This is a genomic window from Methanobrevibacter woesei (assembly GCF_003111605.1).
In the GTDB taxonomy this organism is placed as follows: domain Archaea; phylum Methanobacteriota; class Methanobacteria; order Methanobacteriales; family Methanobacteriaceae; genus Methanocatella; species Methanocatella woesei.
The window spans coordinates 42,192-58,787 of sequence record NZ_MZGU01000006.1; the positions used below are offsets into that span (position 1 = coordinate 42,192).

23 protein-coding genes are annotated in these 16,596 nt (G+C 30.0%); 5 read left to right on the forward strand and 18 right to left on the reverse strand.

Annotation, left to right across the window (positions count from 1 at the left end; genetic code table 11):
- Positions 1-75 precede the first annotated feature (75 nt).
- A complete protein-coding gene (locus MBBWO_RS06485) occupies positions 76-867 on the forward strand; it encodes a type II secretion system F family protein (protein ID WP_243408483.1) in 792 nt (263 codons plus the stop codon).
- On the opposite strand, the gene MBBWO_RS06490 is transcribed toward MBBWO_RS06485, so the two are convergent.
- The 7 genes from MBBWO_RS06490 to pth2 all read right to left on the reverse strand — a co-directional run bounded on the left by MBBWO_RS06490 (position 857) and on the right by pth2 (position 4,831).
- Positions 857-1,414, reverse strand: a complete 558-nt coding sequence (locus MBBWO_RS06490) for a GNAT family N-acetyltransferase (RefSeq protein WP_116670082.1) — start codon at positions 1,412-1,414, stop codon at positions 857-859. The genes MBBWO_RS06485 and MBBWO_RS06490 overlap by 11 nt on opposite strands.
- Before the next feature lie 175 nt (positions 1,415-1,589).
- Positions 1,590-2,309 carry a DUF4012 domain-containing protein gene (locus MBBWO_RS06495; protein WP_116670083.1) on the reverse strand — a complete coding sequence of 240 codons (720 nt, stop codon included), beginning with the start codon at positions 2,307-2,309 and terminating at the stop codon, positions 1,590-1,592.
- A gap of 173 nt (positions 2,310-2,482) precedes the next feature.
- Positions 2,483-2,605 (reverse strand): hypothetical protein, encoded by a 123-nt coding sequence (locus MBBWO_RS08250; RefSeq protein ID WP_279303191.1) that lies wholly within the window; start codon positions 2,603-2,605, stop codon positions 2,483-2,485.
- A gap of 684 nt (positions 2,606-3,289) precedes the next feature.
- On the reverse strand, positions 3,290-3,559 hold the full coding sequence (locus MBBWO_RS06500; protein WP_116670084.1) for an elongation factor 1-beta: 270 nt from the start codon (positions 3,557-3,559) through the stop codon (positions 3,290-3,292).
- 28 nt (positions 3,560-3,587) lie between these two features.
- On the reverse strand, positions 3,588-3,749 hold the full coding sequence (locus MBBWO_RS06505) for a zinc finger domain-containing protein (protein WP_116670085.1): 162 nt from the start codon (positions 3,747-3,749) through the stop codon (positions 3,588-3,590).
- Positions 3,750-4,403, reverse strand: a complete 654-nt coding sequence (locus MBBWO_RS06510; protein ID WP_116670086.1) for an amino acid kinase family protein — start codon at positions 4,401-4,403, stop codon at positions 3,750-3,752. It lies immediately after the preceding gene.
- An 89-nt stretch (positions 4,404-4,492) separates the two neighbouring features.
- On the reverse strand, positions 4,493-4,831 hold the full coding sequence (gene pth2, locus MBBWO_RS06515; RefSeq protein WP_116670087.1) for an aminoacyl-tRNA hydrolase: 339 nt from the start codon (positions 4,829-4,831) through the stop codon (positions 4,493-4,495).
- A gap of 123 nt (positions 4,832-4,954) precedes the next feature.
- Between pth2 and MBBWO_RS06520 the strand changes: the two genes are divergently transcribed.
- On the forward strand, positions 4,955-6,733 hold the full coding sequence (locus tag MBBWO_RS06520; RefSeq protein ID WP_116670088.1) for a ribosome biogenesis/translation initiation ATPase RLI: 1,779 nt from the start codon (positions 4,955-4,957) through the stop codon (positions 6,731-6,733).
- Positions 6,734-6,737: 4 nt separating this feature from the next.
- Here MBBWO_RS06520 and MBBWO_RS06525 read toward each other — a convergent pair whose 3' ends face one another.
- From MBBWO_RS06525 to MBBWO_RS06545, 5 genes are all read right to left on the reverse strand, one after another.
- Positions 6,738-7,115, reverse strand: coding sequence for a putative zinc-binding protein (locus MBBWO_RS06525; protein WP_116670089.1), 378 nt, complete (start codon positions 7,113-7,115; stop codon positions 6,738-6,740).
- A 1-nt stretch (position 7,116) separates the two neighbouring features.
- Positions 7,117-7,866 carry a ferredoxin gene (locus tag MBBWO_RS06530; protein WP_116670090.1) on the reverse strand — a complete coding sequence of 250 codons (750 nt, stop codon included), beginning with the start codon at positions 7,864-7,866 and terminating at the stop codon, positions 7,117-7,119.
- A 3-nt stretch (positions 7,867-7,869) separates the two neighbouring features.
- Complete coding sequence (locus MBBWO_RS06535; RefSeq protein WP_116670091.1) at positions 7,870-9,045, reverse strand: pyridoxal phosphate-dependent aminotransferase; 1,176 nt, start codon at positions 9,043-9,045, stop codon at positions 7,870-7,872.
- Positions 9,046-9,128: 83 nt separating this feature from the next.
- Positions 9,129-9,833, reverse strand: a complete 705-nt coding sequence (radB, locus tag MBBWO_RS06540) for a DNA repair and recombination protein RadB (protein WP_116670092.1) — start codon at positions 9,831-9,833, stop codon at positions 9,129-9,131.
- 33 nt (positions 9,834-9,866) lie between these two features.
- Positions 9,867-10,448 carry an L-threonylcarbamoyladenylate synthase gene (locus tag MBBWO_RS06545; protein WP_116670093.1) on the reverse strand — a complete coding sequence of 194 codons (582 nt, stop codon included), beginning with the start codon at positions 10,446-10,448 and terminating at the stop codon, positions 9,867-9,869.
- Between the two features lie 58 nt (positions 10,449-10,506).
- Here MBBWO_RS06545 and pgsA point away from each other — a divergent pair, with 58 nt between their 5' ends.
- Both pgsA and MBBWO_RS06555 read left to right on the forward strand, forming a co-directional pair.
- Positions 10,507-11,073 (forward strand): archaetidylinositol phosphate synthase, encoded by a 567-nt coding sequence (pgsA, locus tag MBBWO_RS06550; RefSeq protein ID WP_116670094.1) that lies wholly within the window; start codon positions 10,507-10,509, stop codon positions 11,071-11,073.
- Positions 11,070-11,312, forward strand: coding sequence for a DUF357 domain-containing protein (locus MBBWO_RS06555; protein ID WP_116670095.1), 243 nt, complete (start codon positions 11,070-11,072; stop codon positions 11,310-11,312). Before pgsA ends, MBBWO_RS06555 begins: the two co-directional genes overlap by 4 nt.
- 43 nt (positions 11,313-11,355) lie before the next feature.
- On the opposite strand, the gene MBBWO_RS06560 is transcribed toward MBBWO_RS06555, so the two are convergent.
- On the reverse strand, positions 11,356-12,060 hold the full coding sequence (locus MBBWO_RS06560; protein WP_116670096.1) for an ABC transporter ATP-binding protein: 705 nt from the start codon (positions 12,058-12,060) through the stop codon (positions 11,356-11,358).
- A gap of 9 nt (positions 12,061-12,069) precedes the next feature.
- Entirely contained in the window at positions 12,070-13,197 is a 1,128-nt protein-coding gene (locus MBBWO_RS06565; protein ID WP_116670097.1) for an ABC transporter permease, read from the reverse strand.
- Positions 13,198-13,249: 52 nt separating this feature from the next.
- On the opposite strand from MBBWO_RS06565, the gene MBBWO_RS06570 reads away from it, so the two are divergent.
- Entirely contained in the window at positions 13,250-13,492 is a 243-nt protein-coding gene (locus MBBWO_RS06570; protein ID WP_116670098.1) for a DUF3781 domain-containing protein, read from the forward strand.
- A 16-nt stretch (positions 13,493-13,508) separates the two neighbouring features.
- Here the strand turns inward: MBBWO_RS06570 and fbp are convergent, their stop codons facing one another.
- The 4 genes from fbp to thiI all read right to left on the reverse strand — a co-directional run bounded on the left by fbp (position 13,509) and on the right by thiI (position 16,596).
- Positions 13,509-14,603, reverse strand: a complete 1,095-nt coding sequence (fbp, locus tag MBBWO_RS06575; protein WP_116670099.1) for a fructose-1,6-bisphosphate aldolase/phosphatase — start codon at positions 14,601-14,603, stop codon at positions 13,509-13,511.
- Between the two features lie 231 nt (positions 14,604-14,834).
- On the reverse strand, positions 14,835-15,113 hold the full coding sequence (locus tag MBBWO_RS06580) for a hypothetical protein (RefSeq protein ID WP_116670100.1): 279 nt from the start codon (positions 15,111-15,113) through the stop codon (positions 14,835-14,837).
- A gap of 4 nt (positions 15,114-15,117) precedes the next feature.
- Positions 15,118-15,441, reverse strand: coding sequence for a DUF2085 domain-containing protein (locus MBBWO_RS06585; protein WP_116670101.1), 324 nt, complete (start codon positions 15,439-15,441; stop codon positions 15,118-15,120).
- Between the two features lie 12 nt (positions 15,442-15,453).
- Positions 15,454-16,596: a tRNA uracil 4-sulfurtransferase ThiI gene (thiI, locus tag MBBWO_RS06590; protein WP_116670102.1), complete on the reverse strand. Its 1,143-nt coding sequence runs from the start codon at positions 16,594-16,596 to the stop codon at positions 15,454-15,456.

Genomic DNA, 16,596 nt, shown 5'->3' on the forward strand with positions numbered 1-16,596 from the left:
AAATCTGAGAAAAATAAATTATTAAAAAAAATTAACCATTCAATTAATGAATTTAAAGAAACCCAGATTGATGAAATGTTAATTAAACAATTTATCTATGAAAAAGGATCTAAAAAAGAAAAAAGTAAATTTACAGCAGAAATAGAAAAATTAAGAATAAAATTAATTAATTATCTCTCTATCAGATTATTTTTAGTCCTATTAATAATAACTGGTTTATTAACTGTACTCTTTGGATTTGAGATTAGTGTAATTTTTATAGTTTTAGTCTCCATTACTATTTTTTTCATAATTTATTGGCCAAAAATAGCTAACAGTAAAAAATATGATGATTTAAATCAAGAGCTGCCCTATGCTCTTAGACATATGGGAACTGAACTTAAATCAGGAAAAGGTCTTCATGATACATTAATAACAATCTCAAGAAGCAATTACGGATCATTATCTGATGAATTTAACCGTGTTTTAGAAGAAATAAAATATGGAAAGAGTACTGAAGAATCATTGTATTTATTATCTGACAGAGTGAAATCTGATGGATTATCCCGTGCAGTTCATCAGATAGTTGGAACTTTAAGAGTTGGTGGAAATTTGGCCAATAGTTTAAATGTAATAGCTGAAGATATTACCTTTGATATGCAGATTAAGTTAAAAGAATATTCACAGAAGTTAAATAGCTTTATATTAATCTACACATTCATAGCTATTTTAGCACCAGTAATTTTATTAATAATGTTAATGGCAGGTTCTACTGTAATGGGAGACATAGTTTCGGGAGATATCTTATTAATCCTTTATATATTCTTTTTTCCATTAATTGTAGTTTTTTTAGCCATTTTCATAAAAAAATTAGAGCCTAAGATTTAATTATGGTTTCTTCGCTATCTTCCACATACTCCAAATCCAATTTCATTAAATTTTTATGCATGTGGACTGTCTGAAACTCATCATCTGTGTCTAAAGTAATGTCAAATCCCATTTTTTGCCAGAAAAGTAAAGCACCTTCCAAATTCTTATGAGTGTGAAGATAAATATATTTATAGTTATTTTCCTTTGAAAATCCCTCAACAGCAGTATAAAGTTTAGTAGCTAATTTATTGCGTCTGAATTTTTCATCAACAAACAATCTCCAAATGCTTGCTGTTGTATCCTTATCATATTTACCTTTAAATTCATCAAAGGATTTATCATATCCTCTGACAGCTATTGTCCCAATTATTTCGTCGCCTTCCATGGCAACAAAAAGATTATTTCTCTGAGGTGTGAAATAATATTTTTCAATCTCAAGAATATCATAATGATACTGAGGATTGATATCACCATTATATTCCTTTTTAATTTGGTCAAAAATAAAATCTTTAATATAAGGTATCTTGTTTTGAATTTCAGACACTTCTTTTATAACAATAGCCATTTTAAAACTCCTTTAGACAACATAAATTTAGAAGTATTACTTTTTTAAATAATTTTAAGCCATTAGTAATACTTATTTTTAGTTTTGTAAGACTATTACTATATTAAATAATCAAATACTATTTAAAATTTATTATTTGAGTTGAAAAATAGAAAAAATAAGAAAAATAAAAAGATTATCCAAATAAACTGGATAAACCTTTAGAAGCTAATAAACCAATAAATTCATCAGCAGGAGTCATAACAATATTTCCTTTAGCATATTGATCCATAGCTGCTTGAACCATTTTTGCTTTTGTTAAAGGATCATCAGCAGATGATGCGATACCTTGAACTAAATCTAAAACAGCAGTTCCTCTTGTTACACCTTGACCATATTGTTCTTCCCTAATAATATCAATACCACTAACCTCTAATGTTTGACCATTAACCTCAATCGGTGATGCTGCTTGAATAACTGCATCAATTGCCTCAGTATTAACTGCAACAACTGCATCAATTGAAACATTTAAATTGTATTCAACAATCTCTTTAGCAAGTTTCATAGACTGTTCATCATCATCATACCAGAAGGAATCATGCATAAGTAACTTTTCTCCAGCACCCATTTCCTGAGCTTCTTGAGGCTCTTCAGCAGTTGGGTGTGTTAAACCACCAGGATAAACTGCAGAATAATTAACTAAGGATCCATTATTAAGAGTTACAATAAATGCCATATCACAGCCCCCCATTCCTTGACGAGCTTCACTTTCATCCAATGCACATATCAATATATGTTTTTCCCCAGTCGATAGCTCATTATTAGTTGGCATAAACATAGTTCCCGCAACAACTGCTACAATACCTATGATAATAACCACTATAATGGCAATACTTATCTTTTTTCTCCTTCTCATATTATCACTATAAACTTTACCAAGTGAATATATTAAATTAATTTAATATTTATATCGAAGATATATATTTTTTTTGATGAATTTATATACAATAAAGAAACTAGTTTAGAATAATAAAGCATTACCTGAAAAAGATTTTTCTACTTAAAAATTTAATAAAAAAAGAGCAACAATTATTTTTTATTTTTACAGCACCCAAAAAAGAAATTAAATATTTTTTTAACGACTTTTTTAGCTCCTGTAGGCTTTTTATCCTCAGTTTCACAACAACTTCTTTTTGGAATAGTTTTAACCATATATATCACAAAAATAGTTTTTTTAAAAAAGGTAGGTGAAATTAAATATGATAAAACATATTTAATTTCGTGAGAGTAGTTATATGTCTTTTTTATTAAATTAGAGAAAGAGAGTACTAATTTAATATCGAATTGGGGTGTATTAATATGGTTTAGTAACCAATAACACAGATAACAAAACCAGACAGTTTTAGTCATGCCTAAATTTCATCATCAAATAAGAGTTGTTGTAAGTAGTATTTAAATGTTTTGATTTTTTTAGGTATACCTAAATTATGATAAAAAAATAAAAAGTGAAAAAGTTAATTAACACTACTGAGAGAGTCATTAAACTTATTTCTTAAAATAAAAAAAATAAAAAAACTTATAAAATCACATTAATTGTGATTTACAACATATTTCCTATTTTTTCTTCTACAAAAAATAACATCATAATTAATATTTCTCATAGAGCCCACCATTTTTGGAATTTAAAAAAAAGGAGGATTCTAAAAATCTGCATTCATTATACTAACATAATCTACAGTTGACTTTTTAAGATCTACATACAAAGTAAAAATAATATGTTACAAGTTCCATCAAAAGAACATCCAACTCAAATCAAAAATATATAAGTTAAGTTATTAAAATAAGAAAAAATCTTTCAAATAGTAAAAATAAATAAAAAAAGTTAAAATAAGAAGATTACATTAATCTTCTAGTATCAGTGATTTCTACACTAGCTACGTTGTTTAATTTACCCATAGCTTCTTCAGTGGATTCAGTTCCACCTTCACCATCTTCAATGATGAACATTAAATTTAATGCAGTTAAACCAAATGCAATTGGTTCTTCATCGATTTTATGGAATTCAGCATCATCAGGCATTGCAGCTTGAATATCTGCTTTTAAAGCTTCTAAATCTACATCAGGGCTTTCAGGCATGATTTTCATAGTTGCTACTACATCACTCATAATTATTCCTCCAAAATATTAAATCAAATTAAGGTCCTTCAAATCCACATTCACATTTGTATGCATGGCCAAAAGTACGGCATTTTTCACATCTAGCGATTTTTGCACCACAAATTGGACATTCGAATTCAACGAAAGGACCAGTTAATGGAATTTCTTGTTTACAAGATATACATTCTACTGTTTTCATTTAATCACCAATTATTTTTGTATAATCGAAATTGTAATCCTTTGAATCATTAATAAGAGCTAAAACTCTATTAGGATATTTACCATTTACAACATAACAATTAGACCCGTACTTAATTAAAAGAGAAGGCAACATTAAGTCAATTGATGATTCTTCAAAAGTTAGTAGTTTTTTTGCATCAATTTTACTAATGAATTTGGAACCTTCTTCACTAGGTTCACGGGTATATATACCATTTACATTTGTTACTATTAAAAGGTTTGCATTTAAAAGGTGAGAAATGTAGGCCGCAATTGAATCTGAAGTAACATCCCATGAACATTCAAAAGGATCATCTTCTTTTAAAATCTTTGAAACAATCAAAATAGGAGTTAAACCAAGTTTATTTATTTCTTCTGCTTCTTCAATAGAATAAGCTAATCTAGAAGAACTTACTTTATCATCAACCAGCTGTGCCAAAATATCCATACAATCAATAGCAGCATTATGTGCAGTTTCATCAGATAAATTCAAAATATCATCATATTTACGAATAAGATTTGCAAATTCTCCTCCACCAAGAATAACTAAAGAATCAGTGCTTTTTAACTTTTTAACTAAATCAATAGCATAATCTGGAAATAAACTGCCCCCAACCTTAACAACCTGTTTAATAATAATTTCACAACCTACAAAAAAAGAAATCCACCAACATCTTAATAGTCATTTAATTGAAAATAGCTTCGATTAAATTGATAGTTAACCTACAATAACTTTAAATCCCCAGTGATTTTATCAAGTATTTCATCTTCATCAGGCCCCAAGGCCAAAACTGTTGTTGTTGATGTAGGTACTTGAGTCCTTCCAGCATCAACTACAAGATAATAAGAAACTTTATTAATAATAGCTTGCTTTTTAAGTTCTAAAAGTTCTTCTAAAGAATTAACTTTACAAACAACTTTAGCATATGCTTCATTTTCCCATTTACGAATTTTTTCAGAATTGGTTTTTTTATATGCACCTAATGAACCATGACAGCATTGAGCAGCTATTTTTCCTTTACCCATTTTTAAATCATTTCTTACAACCATTACTTGTTTCATAAAATATTGATTTCTAAATAGCTATTTAAATATTTTTAGAAAAAAAATAACTTTTTTAAAGGAGGTAATATAAAATATAATTATCTTTATTTTTATCATTAAACTTTTTTTAGGAGAATGTTAATGAGCAGAATATCTATTTTAGACAAGGAGAAATGTCAACCAAAAAAATGTGATTATGTTTGTATTAGTTATTGTCCTGGAGTTAGAATGGAAGAAGATACAATAGTAATCGATGAAGATACTAAAAAACCATTAATTTCAGAGCAATTATGTGAAGGTTGTGGTATTTGTACTAATAGATGTCCTTTTGATGCTATTTCTATAATTAATTTACCTGAAGCTGTTGGAGAACCAATTCATAGATTTGGACAAAACCAATTCGAACTATTTGGACTTCCAGACCTTGCAGAAGGAACAGTATTAGGTCTTTTAGGACAGAATGGTATTGGAAAATCCACAATTATGAGAATTTTATCTGGAGAATTAATTCCAAACTTAGGAGATTATGATTTTGAACCTAAGAATTGGGATCATATAATTGAATATTATAAAGGTTCTTCACTTCAAAACTACTTTAAACAATTGTCTTCTGGAGAAATTAAAGCTATTTTAAAACCACAGATGGTAGATCAGCTTCCAAAAGTAGTCAAAGGAAATGTTAAAAATTTACTTGAAAATGTAGATGAAAGAGGTAAATTTGATTATGTCTGTGAAGAATTAGACCTTGAAAATGTCTTAGATAGAGATATGAAAAACTTAAGTGGAGGAGAACTTCAAAGAGTAGCTATTGCTGCAACTGTTTTAAGAGAAGGAGATTTCTACTACTTTGACGAACCTACATCATGGTTAGATGTATCTCAAAGATTAAATGCAGTAAAAGTAATCAGATCCCTTGCAGAAGATGGAAAATCAGTACTTGTAATTGAACACGACCTAGCTACTTTAGATGCATTATCTGACAACATCCATATTTTATATGGTGAACCTGGAGGATATGGTGTTGTATCTGGAAGAAAAGGAGTTAGAATTGGAATTAATGCATATATCAATGGATTTTTATCTGAAGAAAATGTAAGAATTAGAAAAAATCCAATTGAATTCACAATAAGACCTCCAACTCCTGAAGATGAAGGAGATGTTTTAAGCAGCTATAGTGATTTAACTAAGGATTATGATGGATTTAATCTGGAAGTAGATGCTGGAGAAATTTATTATGATGAAATTGTAACTGCATTTGGTTCAAATGGTATTGGAAAAACAACCTTTGCAAAAATACTTGCAGGAGTGGATAAACCAACTACTGGTGAAACCAATGAAGAAGTCACAATAGCTTACAAGCCACAATATATCGTTTCAAACTTTGAAGGACGTGTACAGGACTTTTTATACATGTATGCTCCAAGTTATGGATCTAAAATATTCAATAGTGAAATTATGGCTCCTCTTAAATTAGAAGACATTTTAGAAAAAGATGTTAAAACATTGAGTGGAGGAGAACTCCAGAGATTAGCTATTGCAACCACATTGTCAAAAGATGCACAGATTTATCTTTTTGACGAACCAACAGCATTCTTAGATGTTGAACAAAGATTAGTTGCTGCAAGAGTTATCAGAAAACTTGTAGAAAGTAGAAATGCTGCATCTTTAATTGTTGACCACGATATTGTCTTTATAGATTACATCTCCGATAGAGCAATGGTATTTAGTGGAACTCCAGGATTAAATGGTCATGCATCAAAACCAGCAGATTTAAGAACATCAATGAACGAATTCCTTGGAAACTTAAATATCACATTTAGAAGAGACAAAGAAACAAAAAGACCAAGAGTTAATAAATTAGATAGTTATCTTGATCGTGAACAAAAAGAAAAAGGAGAATATTATTATTTATCAGATTAGAAGATTATAAATCTTCTAACTCTTTTAAAATTGCTTTTTTTAATTCCACAACAGCTAGTTCTCCTTGTTCATCTAACCTAGCGGAATCATTTGGGTTTAAATTTGCACCTACAACAATAGACTCCGCATCAATAGTTTTTTCAACTTTGACATCTTTTTCTTTTAATATTGTAGATACACAGTCATCTTTACATCCAGTAATAGCCACAACTGGAGCATCTTTTAAAATAGGGCTACATTGATTAGGTTGTGCAGAATATTCCGTAATACAAGCTGCAACAATATTATCTTCTTCCAATGCTAAATCAACAGTAGCTGCTCTTACAACTAAACCTAAAGGACTTAAACCACTACATGAAACTAAAGCTATTTTATCTCTCATATTAACCAACCAATTTTTTCTTGAATTTTTTCTCTAAAAAGTCATAACCTTTCTTAAAAAAAGGACAATTTAAAATACAATCATTACAGCCCTCACTATGGGCAGTACATACCTTACGAAGCACTTTTTCATTTTCATCATATGCATTAAGCGGGCATTTGTTTATACATTTACCACAGGTTTCACAGTACTTTGCAGCCCATAACATATCATTTTCTTCTTTGAAAGGCAAATTATCAATAGAAGTAGATAACATGAAGAAACCCATGTTTAATCCTTCTTTAAAAAGACACATATTGCTTCTAAGAATTACACAATCATTGGATTGTGTAGCAATGGCTCTTAAACTAACTTCATCATCTAAAGGATTAAGTAAATTAGCTTCAAATCCATTCTCTCTTAAAAAATCAGCAATGTCATAAATAAATCCCCCAACTTCCTGAAATTCATCATCAATTAATTTACATTTTTCTTTAGATGGTTCTAAATAAAGGAAGTCAGGACTCATTTCATATTTTAAAATAATTACATTATCAAAATCAATATTCCACTCTGCTTTAAAGTCATCACTTAATTTAGAATAACTTAAACCAGCAACACCTATTTCAAAGGCCATTTTTTTAAATTCTTCAAAAACTTCATCAGAAATATTTCTAAGAGGTTTTGAAGGGTTTGGAATTCTATAAGAATTAGGAACTGGAGAATGATATTTAAATCTTATATCTCTCCTTTCCTCAGTATTAGATATCATAATTTACTTCTTTAAAGCTTCAACAGCTTTAGGGAATTCTTCACAGAACTTTTTAATGCCTTCTTCTGGAATTGAAAAGCTTATACGTAGATATTTATCCCCAACTAACCGGCTAGTATATTCTCCTTCTCTTGTAAATATTTTTTTGTCTAATAAATATTCAGACATTTTTTTAGGAGAAATTCCAACACCAGACAAGTCAATAACCATCATATTACCATCAGATGGGTAAACCGGTAAAAATACTCCATCAATTCCATCAATCATTTCTTTAATTAATTTTTGATTGCTGAAAGAAGTTTCCCTAATCTCACCTATCCATTGGTCTTTAGATTTTAATCCAGCCATTGCACCATATTGTGCAACTATATTTACACCTAAATCATTAACAACAACATTTTTTAAAACTTCATTAATTTCAGGTGTGGATATAACTGCCCCAATCCTTAAACCAGCCATACCGAATATTTTAGAGAAACTATAAATAGTTATAGTATTCTTAGGAGCATATTTTGCAGCTACAAAATGTTGTCTTGCAAAATCCTTATAGGTAATATCATGTAAAAGATAGATATCGTTTTCAATAGCTATTTCAGCAAATTCTTTGATTTCTTCCTCAGTGTAAGCAGTTCCTAATGGATTTAATGGATCAATTAAAATAATCATTTTTGTGTTTTCATCCATATTTTCCCTTACAAGTTCTGGAGTTAACTTATAATTATTTTCTTCACTGTAAATTGGAACATATTTAACTTCATCTGCAAATCTTTCAGCGAAAGTACCTATAATCAAATAACCTGGATCACAAGTAATTACATTATCACTTTTGTTTAATAACCCATTCATACAAATATGTAAAGATTCAGTAGCTCCAGCTGTTAAAAATACTTCTTGATTCTCTAAACCTAAGTCATCTAAAATTAATTGTTTTAAATCGGAAAATCCTTCTGGAGGTGGATATTTACAATACTCTTTTGTCATTACACAATTAGCCATAGCTTTAGCTATTGTATCATCATGTAAATGATTTGTGTTTTGACCCATCCAAATCATTTCTTTATCATTAAAAACATCTTCAAAAAAGTCATTTGCGCAATCATAACCTTTTGGAGGAACTCTTTCAATTTTATCATATTTCTTTTGAAGGGTATCCTCAATCCCCTTATTATCAGTGTTCATAATTATCACATATCATAATCTGAATAAAATTATTATCATTATATATCTATTAATTATAATTAATAAAATTAATGGAAAAACAGCTATGAAATACCCCTGGAAGTAATTTTAAAAGTAGAGGATTTACCTTCTGCAATACTCCTATGCCTTTTTAAGGTAACAACTCTCTGATTTGGTTCATCACCTAAATCCAGTTGCAGAATGACTTTACTCCAATATTGTAAAATAGTTCCACCAACAGCTTTAATATCATTGTTACCATCATCATCAAAGGAGTTGTAAATCTGGTTAGTTAAAACAACAGCGATATCATATTGACGTGCAATCTTAGATAAGATACCCATCTGTTTACCTAACTCTTTATTAAGTTTAGAAGACTTCATATCATCAACCCTATAAAGAGCAACCGCAGAATCCAATATAAGTAAATCCACATCTTCATGATTATTTCTAAGCCAAAATTCAATAGATTTTAGATTTTCATTTTGTTCTGTGAAAGTAGTTGGTTCAAAAACCATAATATTACTAGCTATTTTAGAAAAATCAAATTTGGCAATTTGTTTAATTCTTTCAACAGAGATACCTCCTTCAGTATCTATATAAATTGCTTTTTTATTATTTTTAGCCACATTAACAGTTAAAGTTAAAGCAATATTACTTTTACCAGAACCTGGTGGGCCAAAAATCTGAGTAATAGTTCCTTTTTCAATTCCACCACCAATAAGCTCATCAATAGAGGAATTTGTTGGAATTTTATAGTTATCTTCTAAATCAGCTAATATTTTCATAATATAAACTTTGTGATAATTAATATAAAAAAGTTAACGTTCTAAAATAATAGGCTTCTCAGAAGTTAAATTAATAATTGTAGATGGTTTATTTCTTTTTAGTTTACCTACATCAATTACTAAATCAACATCATGATTCAACTGGTCTAAAATTTCATCAGGTGTTTCACAAACTTCATGGTCAGACAAATTAGCACTGGTTGTTGTAACTGGGAATAAATCAGAAATCCTGCAAGCTATTTCATTATCAGGTATTCTAACTCCAACATGCTTTAAACCACTTGTAACAACTCTTGGAACGATTTTAGTTTTATTTAAAATAAGAGTATATGGTCCTGGCAAAAATTTGTCAACATAAATTTTGTCCCTAGTTCTTAAATTAGCAACATGAGAAATTGCATCCTTACTTGAAACAATAATGGATAATGGTTTCATTAAAGATCTTTTCTTAATATCATAAATGCGACGAACAGCTTTTTTATTAAAAATATTGACTCCCAAACCATAAACTGTATCAGTAGGGTATAAAACAATACCCCCATGAGCCATTACCCTAATAGCTTCTTCAATAACTTCCTTATCTGGATTTTCATTATTTGTTTTCAATATTCTCATTAAATTACCTAATTTATTTATAAACAATTATATATGATTAAATTCTTTATATATACTTATGCTTGAAAGTTTAAGACCCCTTTTAACAAAAATATTGAATCCAATTGCTCAGAATTTAAATATAAATCCAAATATTGTTACATTAATCTCGCCATTTGTTGCACTTCTTGCAGCATACGGATTCGCAAATCATATGCTTATTTTAGGAGTAATAGCTATTTTAATAAGTGGATTTTTAGATGTTATGGATGGGGCTATTGCAAGATTTCACAATAGAACAAGCAAATTTGGAGCATTTTTTGATTCAACAATGGACAGATTCGCAGATGCAATAATTTATATCGGTATTATCTTTGGAGGATACTGTGACTGGTTTGTTGGAATTTTAGCAATACATTCTGCAATTACCGTAAGTTATGTTAGATCAAGAGCAGAATCCCAGGGGGTTGAATGTAAAGTAGGAATAGCTGAAAGAGCTGTTCGTATGATAATATTAATGATTGGTGCACTTATAGGATATTTCACAAGTCCAATCTATTTCACATACATTATAATAATCTTAGTAATTTTATCTTACATTACTGTTGGTCAAAGAGTATATCACGTATGGAGGCAACTTAAATGAACGATTTAGAAAGTGCTGAAAAAATAGCTATTGATATTGAGAAATTAGAACGTAATTTAAAACAAGTGGCTCACATAACATTTGAAGGCAGCGAAAAAGAAGTTTATGACAGAGCTATAGACTATAAAAACGATTCAAAATATTATCTTGAAAAAGAAGACATACGTACTGCCTTTGGATGCATTGAATATAGTCACGGACTTTTAGATGCATTAAGAATGATACATGGACTTATCTAGTCCACTATTTTTTATTTTATTTAAAAAAAAAGAAAAAAAAGGATTAGTTAATACTAATCTCACTATTTAATAGAGAACCTTCAGATCCATCAATTATTTTTCCATCTAAAACTTCTATTACTCTATCTGCTAATTTAGCAACATTCATATCATGAGTAACAACAATTAAAGTTACATTCTCTTCTTTATGAAGTTTTGTTAACTGTTTTAGAATTTTATTACTTGTTTTAGAGTCCAAAGATCCAGTAGGTTCATCTGCCAAAATTATAGAGGGTTCATTAGCTAATGCCCTTGCAATAGCTACTCTTTGTCTTTCCCCACCAGATAATTTATTTGGCATTTGTTTTGCTTTATCTTTAAGACCAACAATATCTAAAAGATTTAAAGCTCTTTCACGCATTTGTTTAGAAGACCAATCTTTAGTAAACATTGGAATTTCAACATTTTCAACAACAGAGATATTAGGAATTAAATTATGGAGCTGGAATATGAATCCCAATTTATCTCCCCTAAACTCATTTAATTTAGTGTTAGAAAGTAAATCATAACCAGCAACATTAATTGAACCACTATCTGGTAAATCAAGAGCCCCTAACATATTTAACAATGTGGATTTCCCAGAACCTGAAGGACCTATAATTGAAACAAATTCTCCTTCTTCAATTGTTAAATCAATTCCATTTAAAGCTTTAATATGGCCATCTTCATAAGATTTTTTTAGATTTTTAATTTCAATTATATTAGCCATGTTACTCACCTATTCATACCTCAATGCTTCAGTTGGAGGAAGTTTAATTGCTTTAATAGCTGGATATAAACCACCTAAAATACCTACAACAATAGCTATTGCAAATGCCTGTACAAATATGTCAATTGTATAAACAGGAGTCATACCTCCAAGTAAATTAAGGGAAGTAAATAATTCAACAACAATTACTCCAACAATTGAACCAACAACACCTGCAAATAAAGTAATTACAATTGATTCGCCAATAATCATTCCAAGGATTCTTTTTCCAGACCATCCAACTGCCTTTAAAACACCAAGCTCTCTAGTTCTTTCAAGAACGGACATTAACATAGTATTAATAATACCAACAGCACCAATGATAATAGCTAAAAGTGAAATACCCCAACTAGCACCATTAAGCATGTCAATCATGTCTCCAACCATTGCCATATCAGATAAAGATGTGACTGTAGTTAAATTATCACCATATTGGTTAGTAATATCATCTGCTACTGCATCCACATCATAATCTGGATTAACTTTAACAAATATGGCAGTTATATTGCCTTCATCTTGAACTAACTCTTGAGTCTTTCCTAAATCCATAAATAAACTCATATCTTGATTTGAATTACCAGATTCAAAGATTCCTACAACATCATAATCCTCTTGTCCAATAGTTACGGAGTCACCAACATCAATATCTTCATTTTCAGCCATTACTTTACCAACTACAACTTCAGAGCTATTTTTATCAAATAGTTCTCCATCAGTAATAGTTAAATCGGCAAAACTTACATCATCACGGTCAATTCCAACAATTGAAAGCATAGGAATCTCCTGTGATGTCAGCATTGTTGAATAAACTCCAACCGATTGATCAACACCACTAACATTGTTTACTTTATCAATCCAATCTTCACTAACCGTTGCTGTTCCAAAAGATGTAGCTTGCGCTGAAGCAGATTCTGAACCCACAATAGTGATATCAGTACCTCCTGAGTGCAAAGTATCTTCAGCACTGGCAATTAAACCATTTGTAATTCCACCTAAAGCAACAATAGTAGCTAATCCAATACCTATTCCAATAATAGCTAAAAGAGCCCTACTTTTATTCCTAAAGGGGTTTTTAACAATCAACGATAAAAATGACATGATTAATTTTTTGTAGTGAAATATTATATAAAATTAACCACCATAAAAAAATATGAAAAAAGAACTTTTATCAAATATCTCAAAAATCCATACTACAGAATTAGGCATTGAAAGAATAAAAAAGAACTTAGATATAGATGTAGAAAATGTAGTGGAATACTGTATAAATTTAATAAAAAAAGAAAATTCACAAATAAAATGCAAAGGTAAAAATTACTATATTCAAATAGATAACATAGAATTAACAATTAATAAAACTAGTTATACCATAATTACGGCACATAAAAAAAAGTAAATTAGATATGGATTAATTATTCCATATCTTCGAATCTTTTTTCGAGTTTTTCCATTACACCAGGTAATGAAGTGTATTCCATTTCTTCAGCAGGTAATCTGTGAGGTTCAAATGGACCATGTCTTCTGATGTAAGTAGCTATTTCAGCTGCTTCTTTTCTTGTTGGGTCAAATGCAGGGTCATCGAATAAGTCAACAGGACCAATTAATTTAGCATCTGCAACTTGGAAACCTAAACCAACAACTCTAGGAGGTCCATCAAATCTAATTGGATTTGCTTCAAGTTCTGAAACAGGCATCATAGGACCATTGTGGGACCCTCTCATCCATCCACTTACCATGTGAGGGAATGCAAATGGTTCAACACATTCACCATTAGCAGGGAAACCAGATTGTGCTCTTACAATAGCTACAGGGTCATCTTTACCTACGTATTCACCAGCCATTAAGTTTAATTTTTCAGTACTTACAGCAGCAGCGATTTCACCATTTTTCTTGAATACTCTTTTAATTACATATCTTCCAGTGGAACCAATTAATGCAAGTAAGTCATACATTTCTTCAGGACATTTTAATAATACTTTTCTATGTTCAATTACATCAAACACTTCAAAAGTAAATCCATCGTGTAAACTTGGATCGATTACTAATCCTGCAGTGTTAAATGGATCTGCAAAGATTTTAAAGAGAGGTAAATTGAAAGCACCAGGTTCAGTTTTATCACAGCAATATACAATTACTGGGTCACTTGGTCTTTCTTTAAATTCCATTTCAGCACATCCTGGACCCATACCTTTGATGTTTCCAGAGAAAGTATCGGATAACAAGTCTTGACCTGCACCATATAATTTCAATTCACGTGCTCTTTCAGTAGCTTTTAAAAATGCATTATATGCAGTTTCATGTACTTCTTCATTTTCTACACCATTGGTGTGAGTCATGATTAAATCAATGTCGTCACCACAACGACCAATATAATAGTCAGATAAAATATTAGATTCTAAAGCATCGTTTAAAACTTCTTCACAAATGTCGATTAATTCTGGATGTGCAACACAGTGACCAGAAACACTACCAATATCTGCTTTAATTACACTTACAGTTGTTTTCATTTAAACACCTCAGTTTAAAATTTCACTATTTTTAGTGAAATAAGAGCATAAAAAATAAAATCTAAGTTATTAAAAACTTAAATTTATTATTTACTATACACATCTATTTTTGATTTGTATAGTATATAATTATTATGATTTAAAGAGGAGCTTTTAACAAAAAAGATAATAAAATGATAGCTATTACATAAAAATAGAAAAAATAAGTAAAAAAGAGTTTTTAGTAATCATCTAAAAAATAAAAACAAAAGCAATTACTACAATTATTACAAAAATACAGCAACAACAAAGCCAAGTACTATCACTTTCTTTATTTGTGTTATTATTATCCTCTGCTGTATCATTAATAATTTCTGCTTGATGAACTTCTTTATCTCCACCAGAATTATTTGTCTCAGTTTCATCAATAACTTCTACTTGATGAACCCTATTAATTGGAAGGAGAGCACCACATTCTTTACAATATGTTTCACCATTATTATTTTCACATCCGCATTTAGGACAAAACATAAAATCACCATAAAACTTTAACAATATATCCAAAAGCAAGTACAATGCCAATAGTGCCTAATAAACCAGTTATTAAACGAAGCAAATTAGTACTTTGCCTAAATCCCCAATATTGAGTAAAACCATCAACAATAAAAGGCATGCAGAGAAATATTCCCCCTATAAAACCATTAAATGTGAAAGTAATTGGAAATAATAGGTCATATAATACTAAAATAGCTAAACTAATATAAAAACCTGTGCATCTTGCACAGACTGGAAACTGATGGCCTTTAATGAAAAAACTTCTTTCAGGCAATCTATGACAAATAAGATTGGACCATTTCATTAATTTGCACCACTAATTATTAGCATAGGTTTCTTCAATAACTTTTTCTTGATTCATTGATTCTTGAGCTTCTCTTACTCTTTCAATATCTGCTTTTGTTTCAGGATATCTTGGAACTGCACTACATCCCCCATCATCGATTTTAGATATCTCAAATGTTCCAATTTCATCAGCAATTCTTTCAATTTCAATTTTATCCAAACCAATTAAAGGGCTTAAAATAGGCATTTCTACACCATAACGAGTAGCTAATATGTTAGAAAGAGTCTGAGATGCTACCTGACCTACACTGCTTCCATCCACAATAGCTAAGGCACCCATATCCTCAGCCAATTTTTCAGCTAGTTTATACATTCCAGATTTACATAAAACACAGGTTAACTTTTCAGGAGCATCATCTTTACATTTTTGAAGATAATCACCATATTTTATTATCCTAGTTTTAATTGGAACACCTGAAGCATATTCCTGTAATTTTTCTATTATTTTTTCAACATTTTCAACAGCTTTTGGTTGTGTAAAAGGAGCTCCATCAAAATGAAGGGCTACAACCTCACATCCTCTTTTCATCATCAAATAGGTAGCAACAGGTGAATCTATCCCACTAGATAAAAGAGAGATAACTTTACCCTGTGTTCCTAAAGGTAAACCTCCAGGACCTTCTATTTTTTCATGATAAATAAAAGCATCATCATCCCTTATTTCAACATAAATTGTAAGTTCAGGATTTGTTAAATCAACAGGACATCCTAATTTTTCAACAACAACAGATCCACAAAAAGCAGCCATTTGCTGAGATGAAAAGTCATGTTTTCCAACTCTCCTACATTTGATTGCAAATTTAGTTTTAGAATCAATATCTCCCAATTCAACTAAACCATCCACATAATCAGATAAAGTGGATTTAATATCTTCAAAATTACTGTATGTTGAAATAGCCGGAGAGTAAGAAACTATTCCAAAAATCTTATTTAATTTAGACAAACACTCTTCAAAATCTTTAGGAAATAGGTATATTCTACCTTGGTTTCTATCAACTTCACAGTCAATAGAAGCCCTAATATTTTTCACAAGCTTTTTTTCAAATCTGGATCTAACTTTACTGCTTTTTAGACCAATCTCACCATAACGTAAAATAACTAAATCATAATCCAT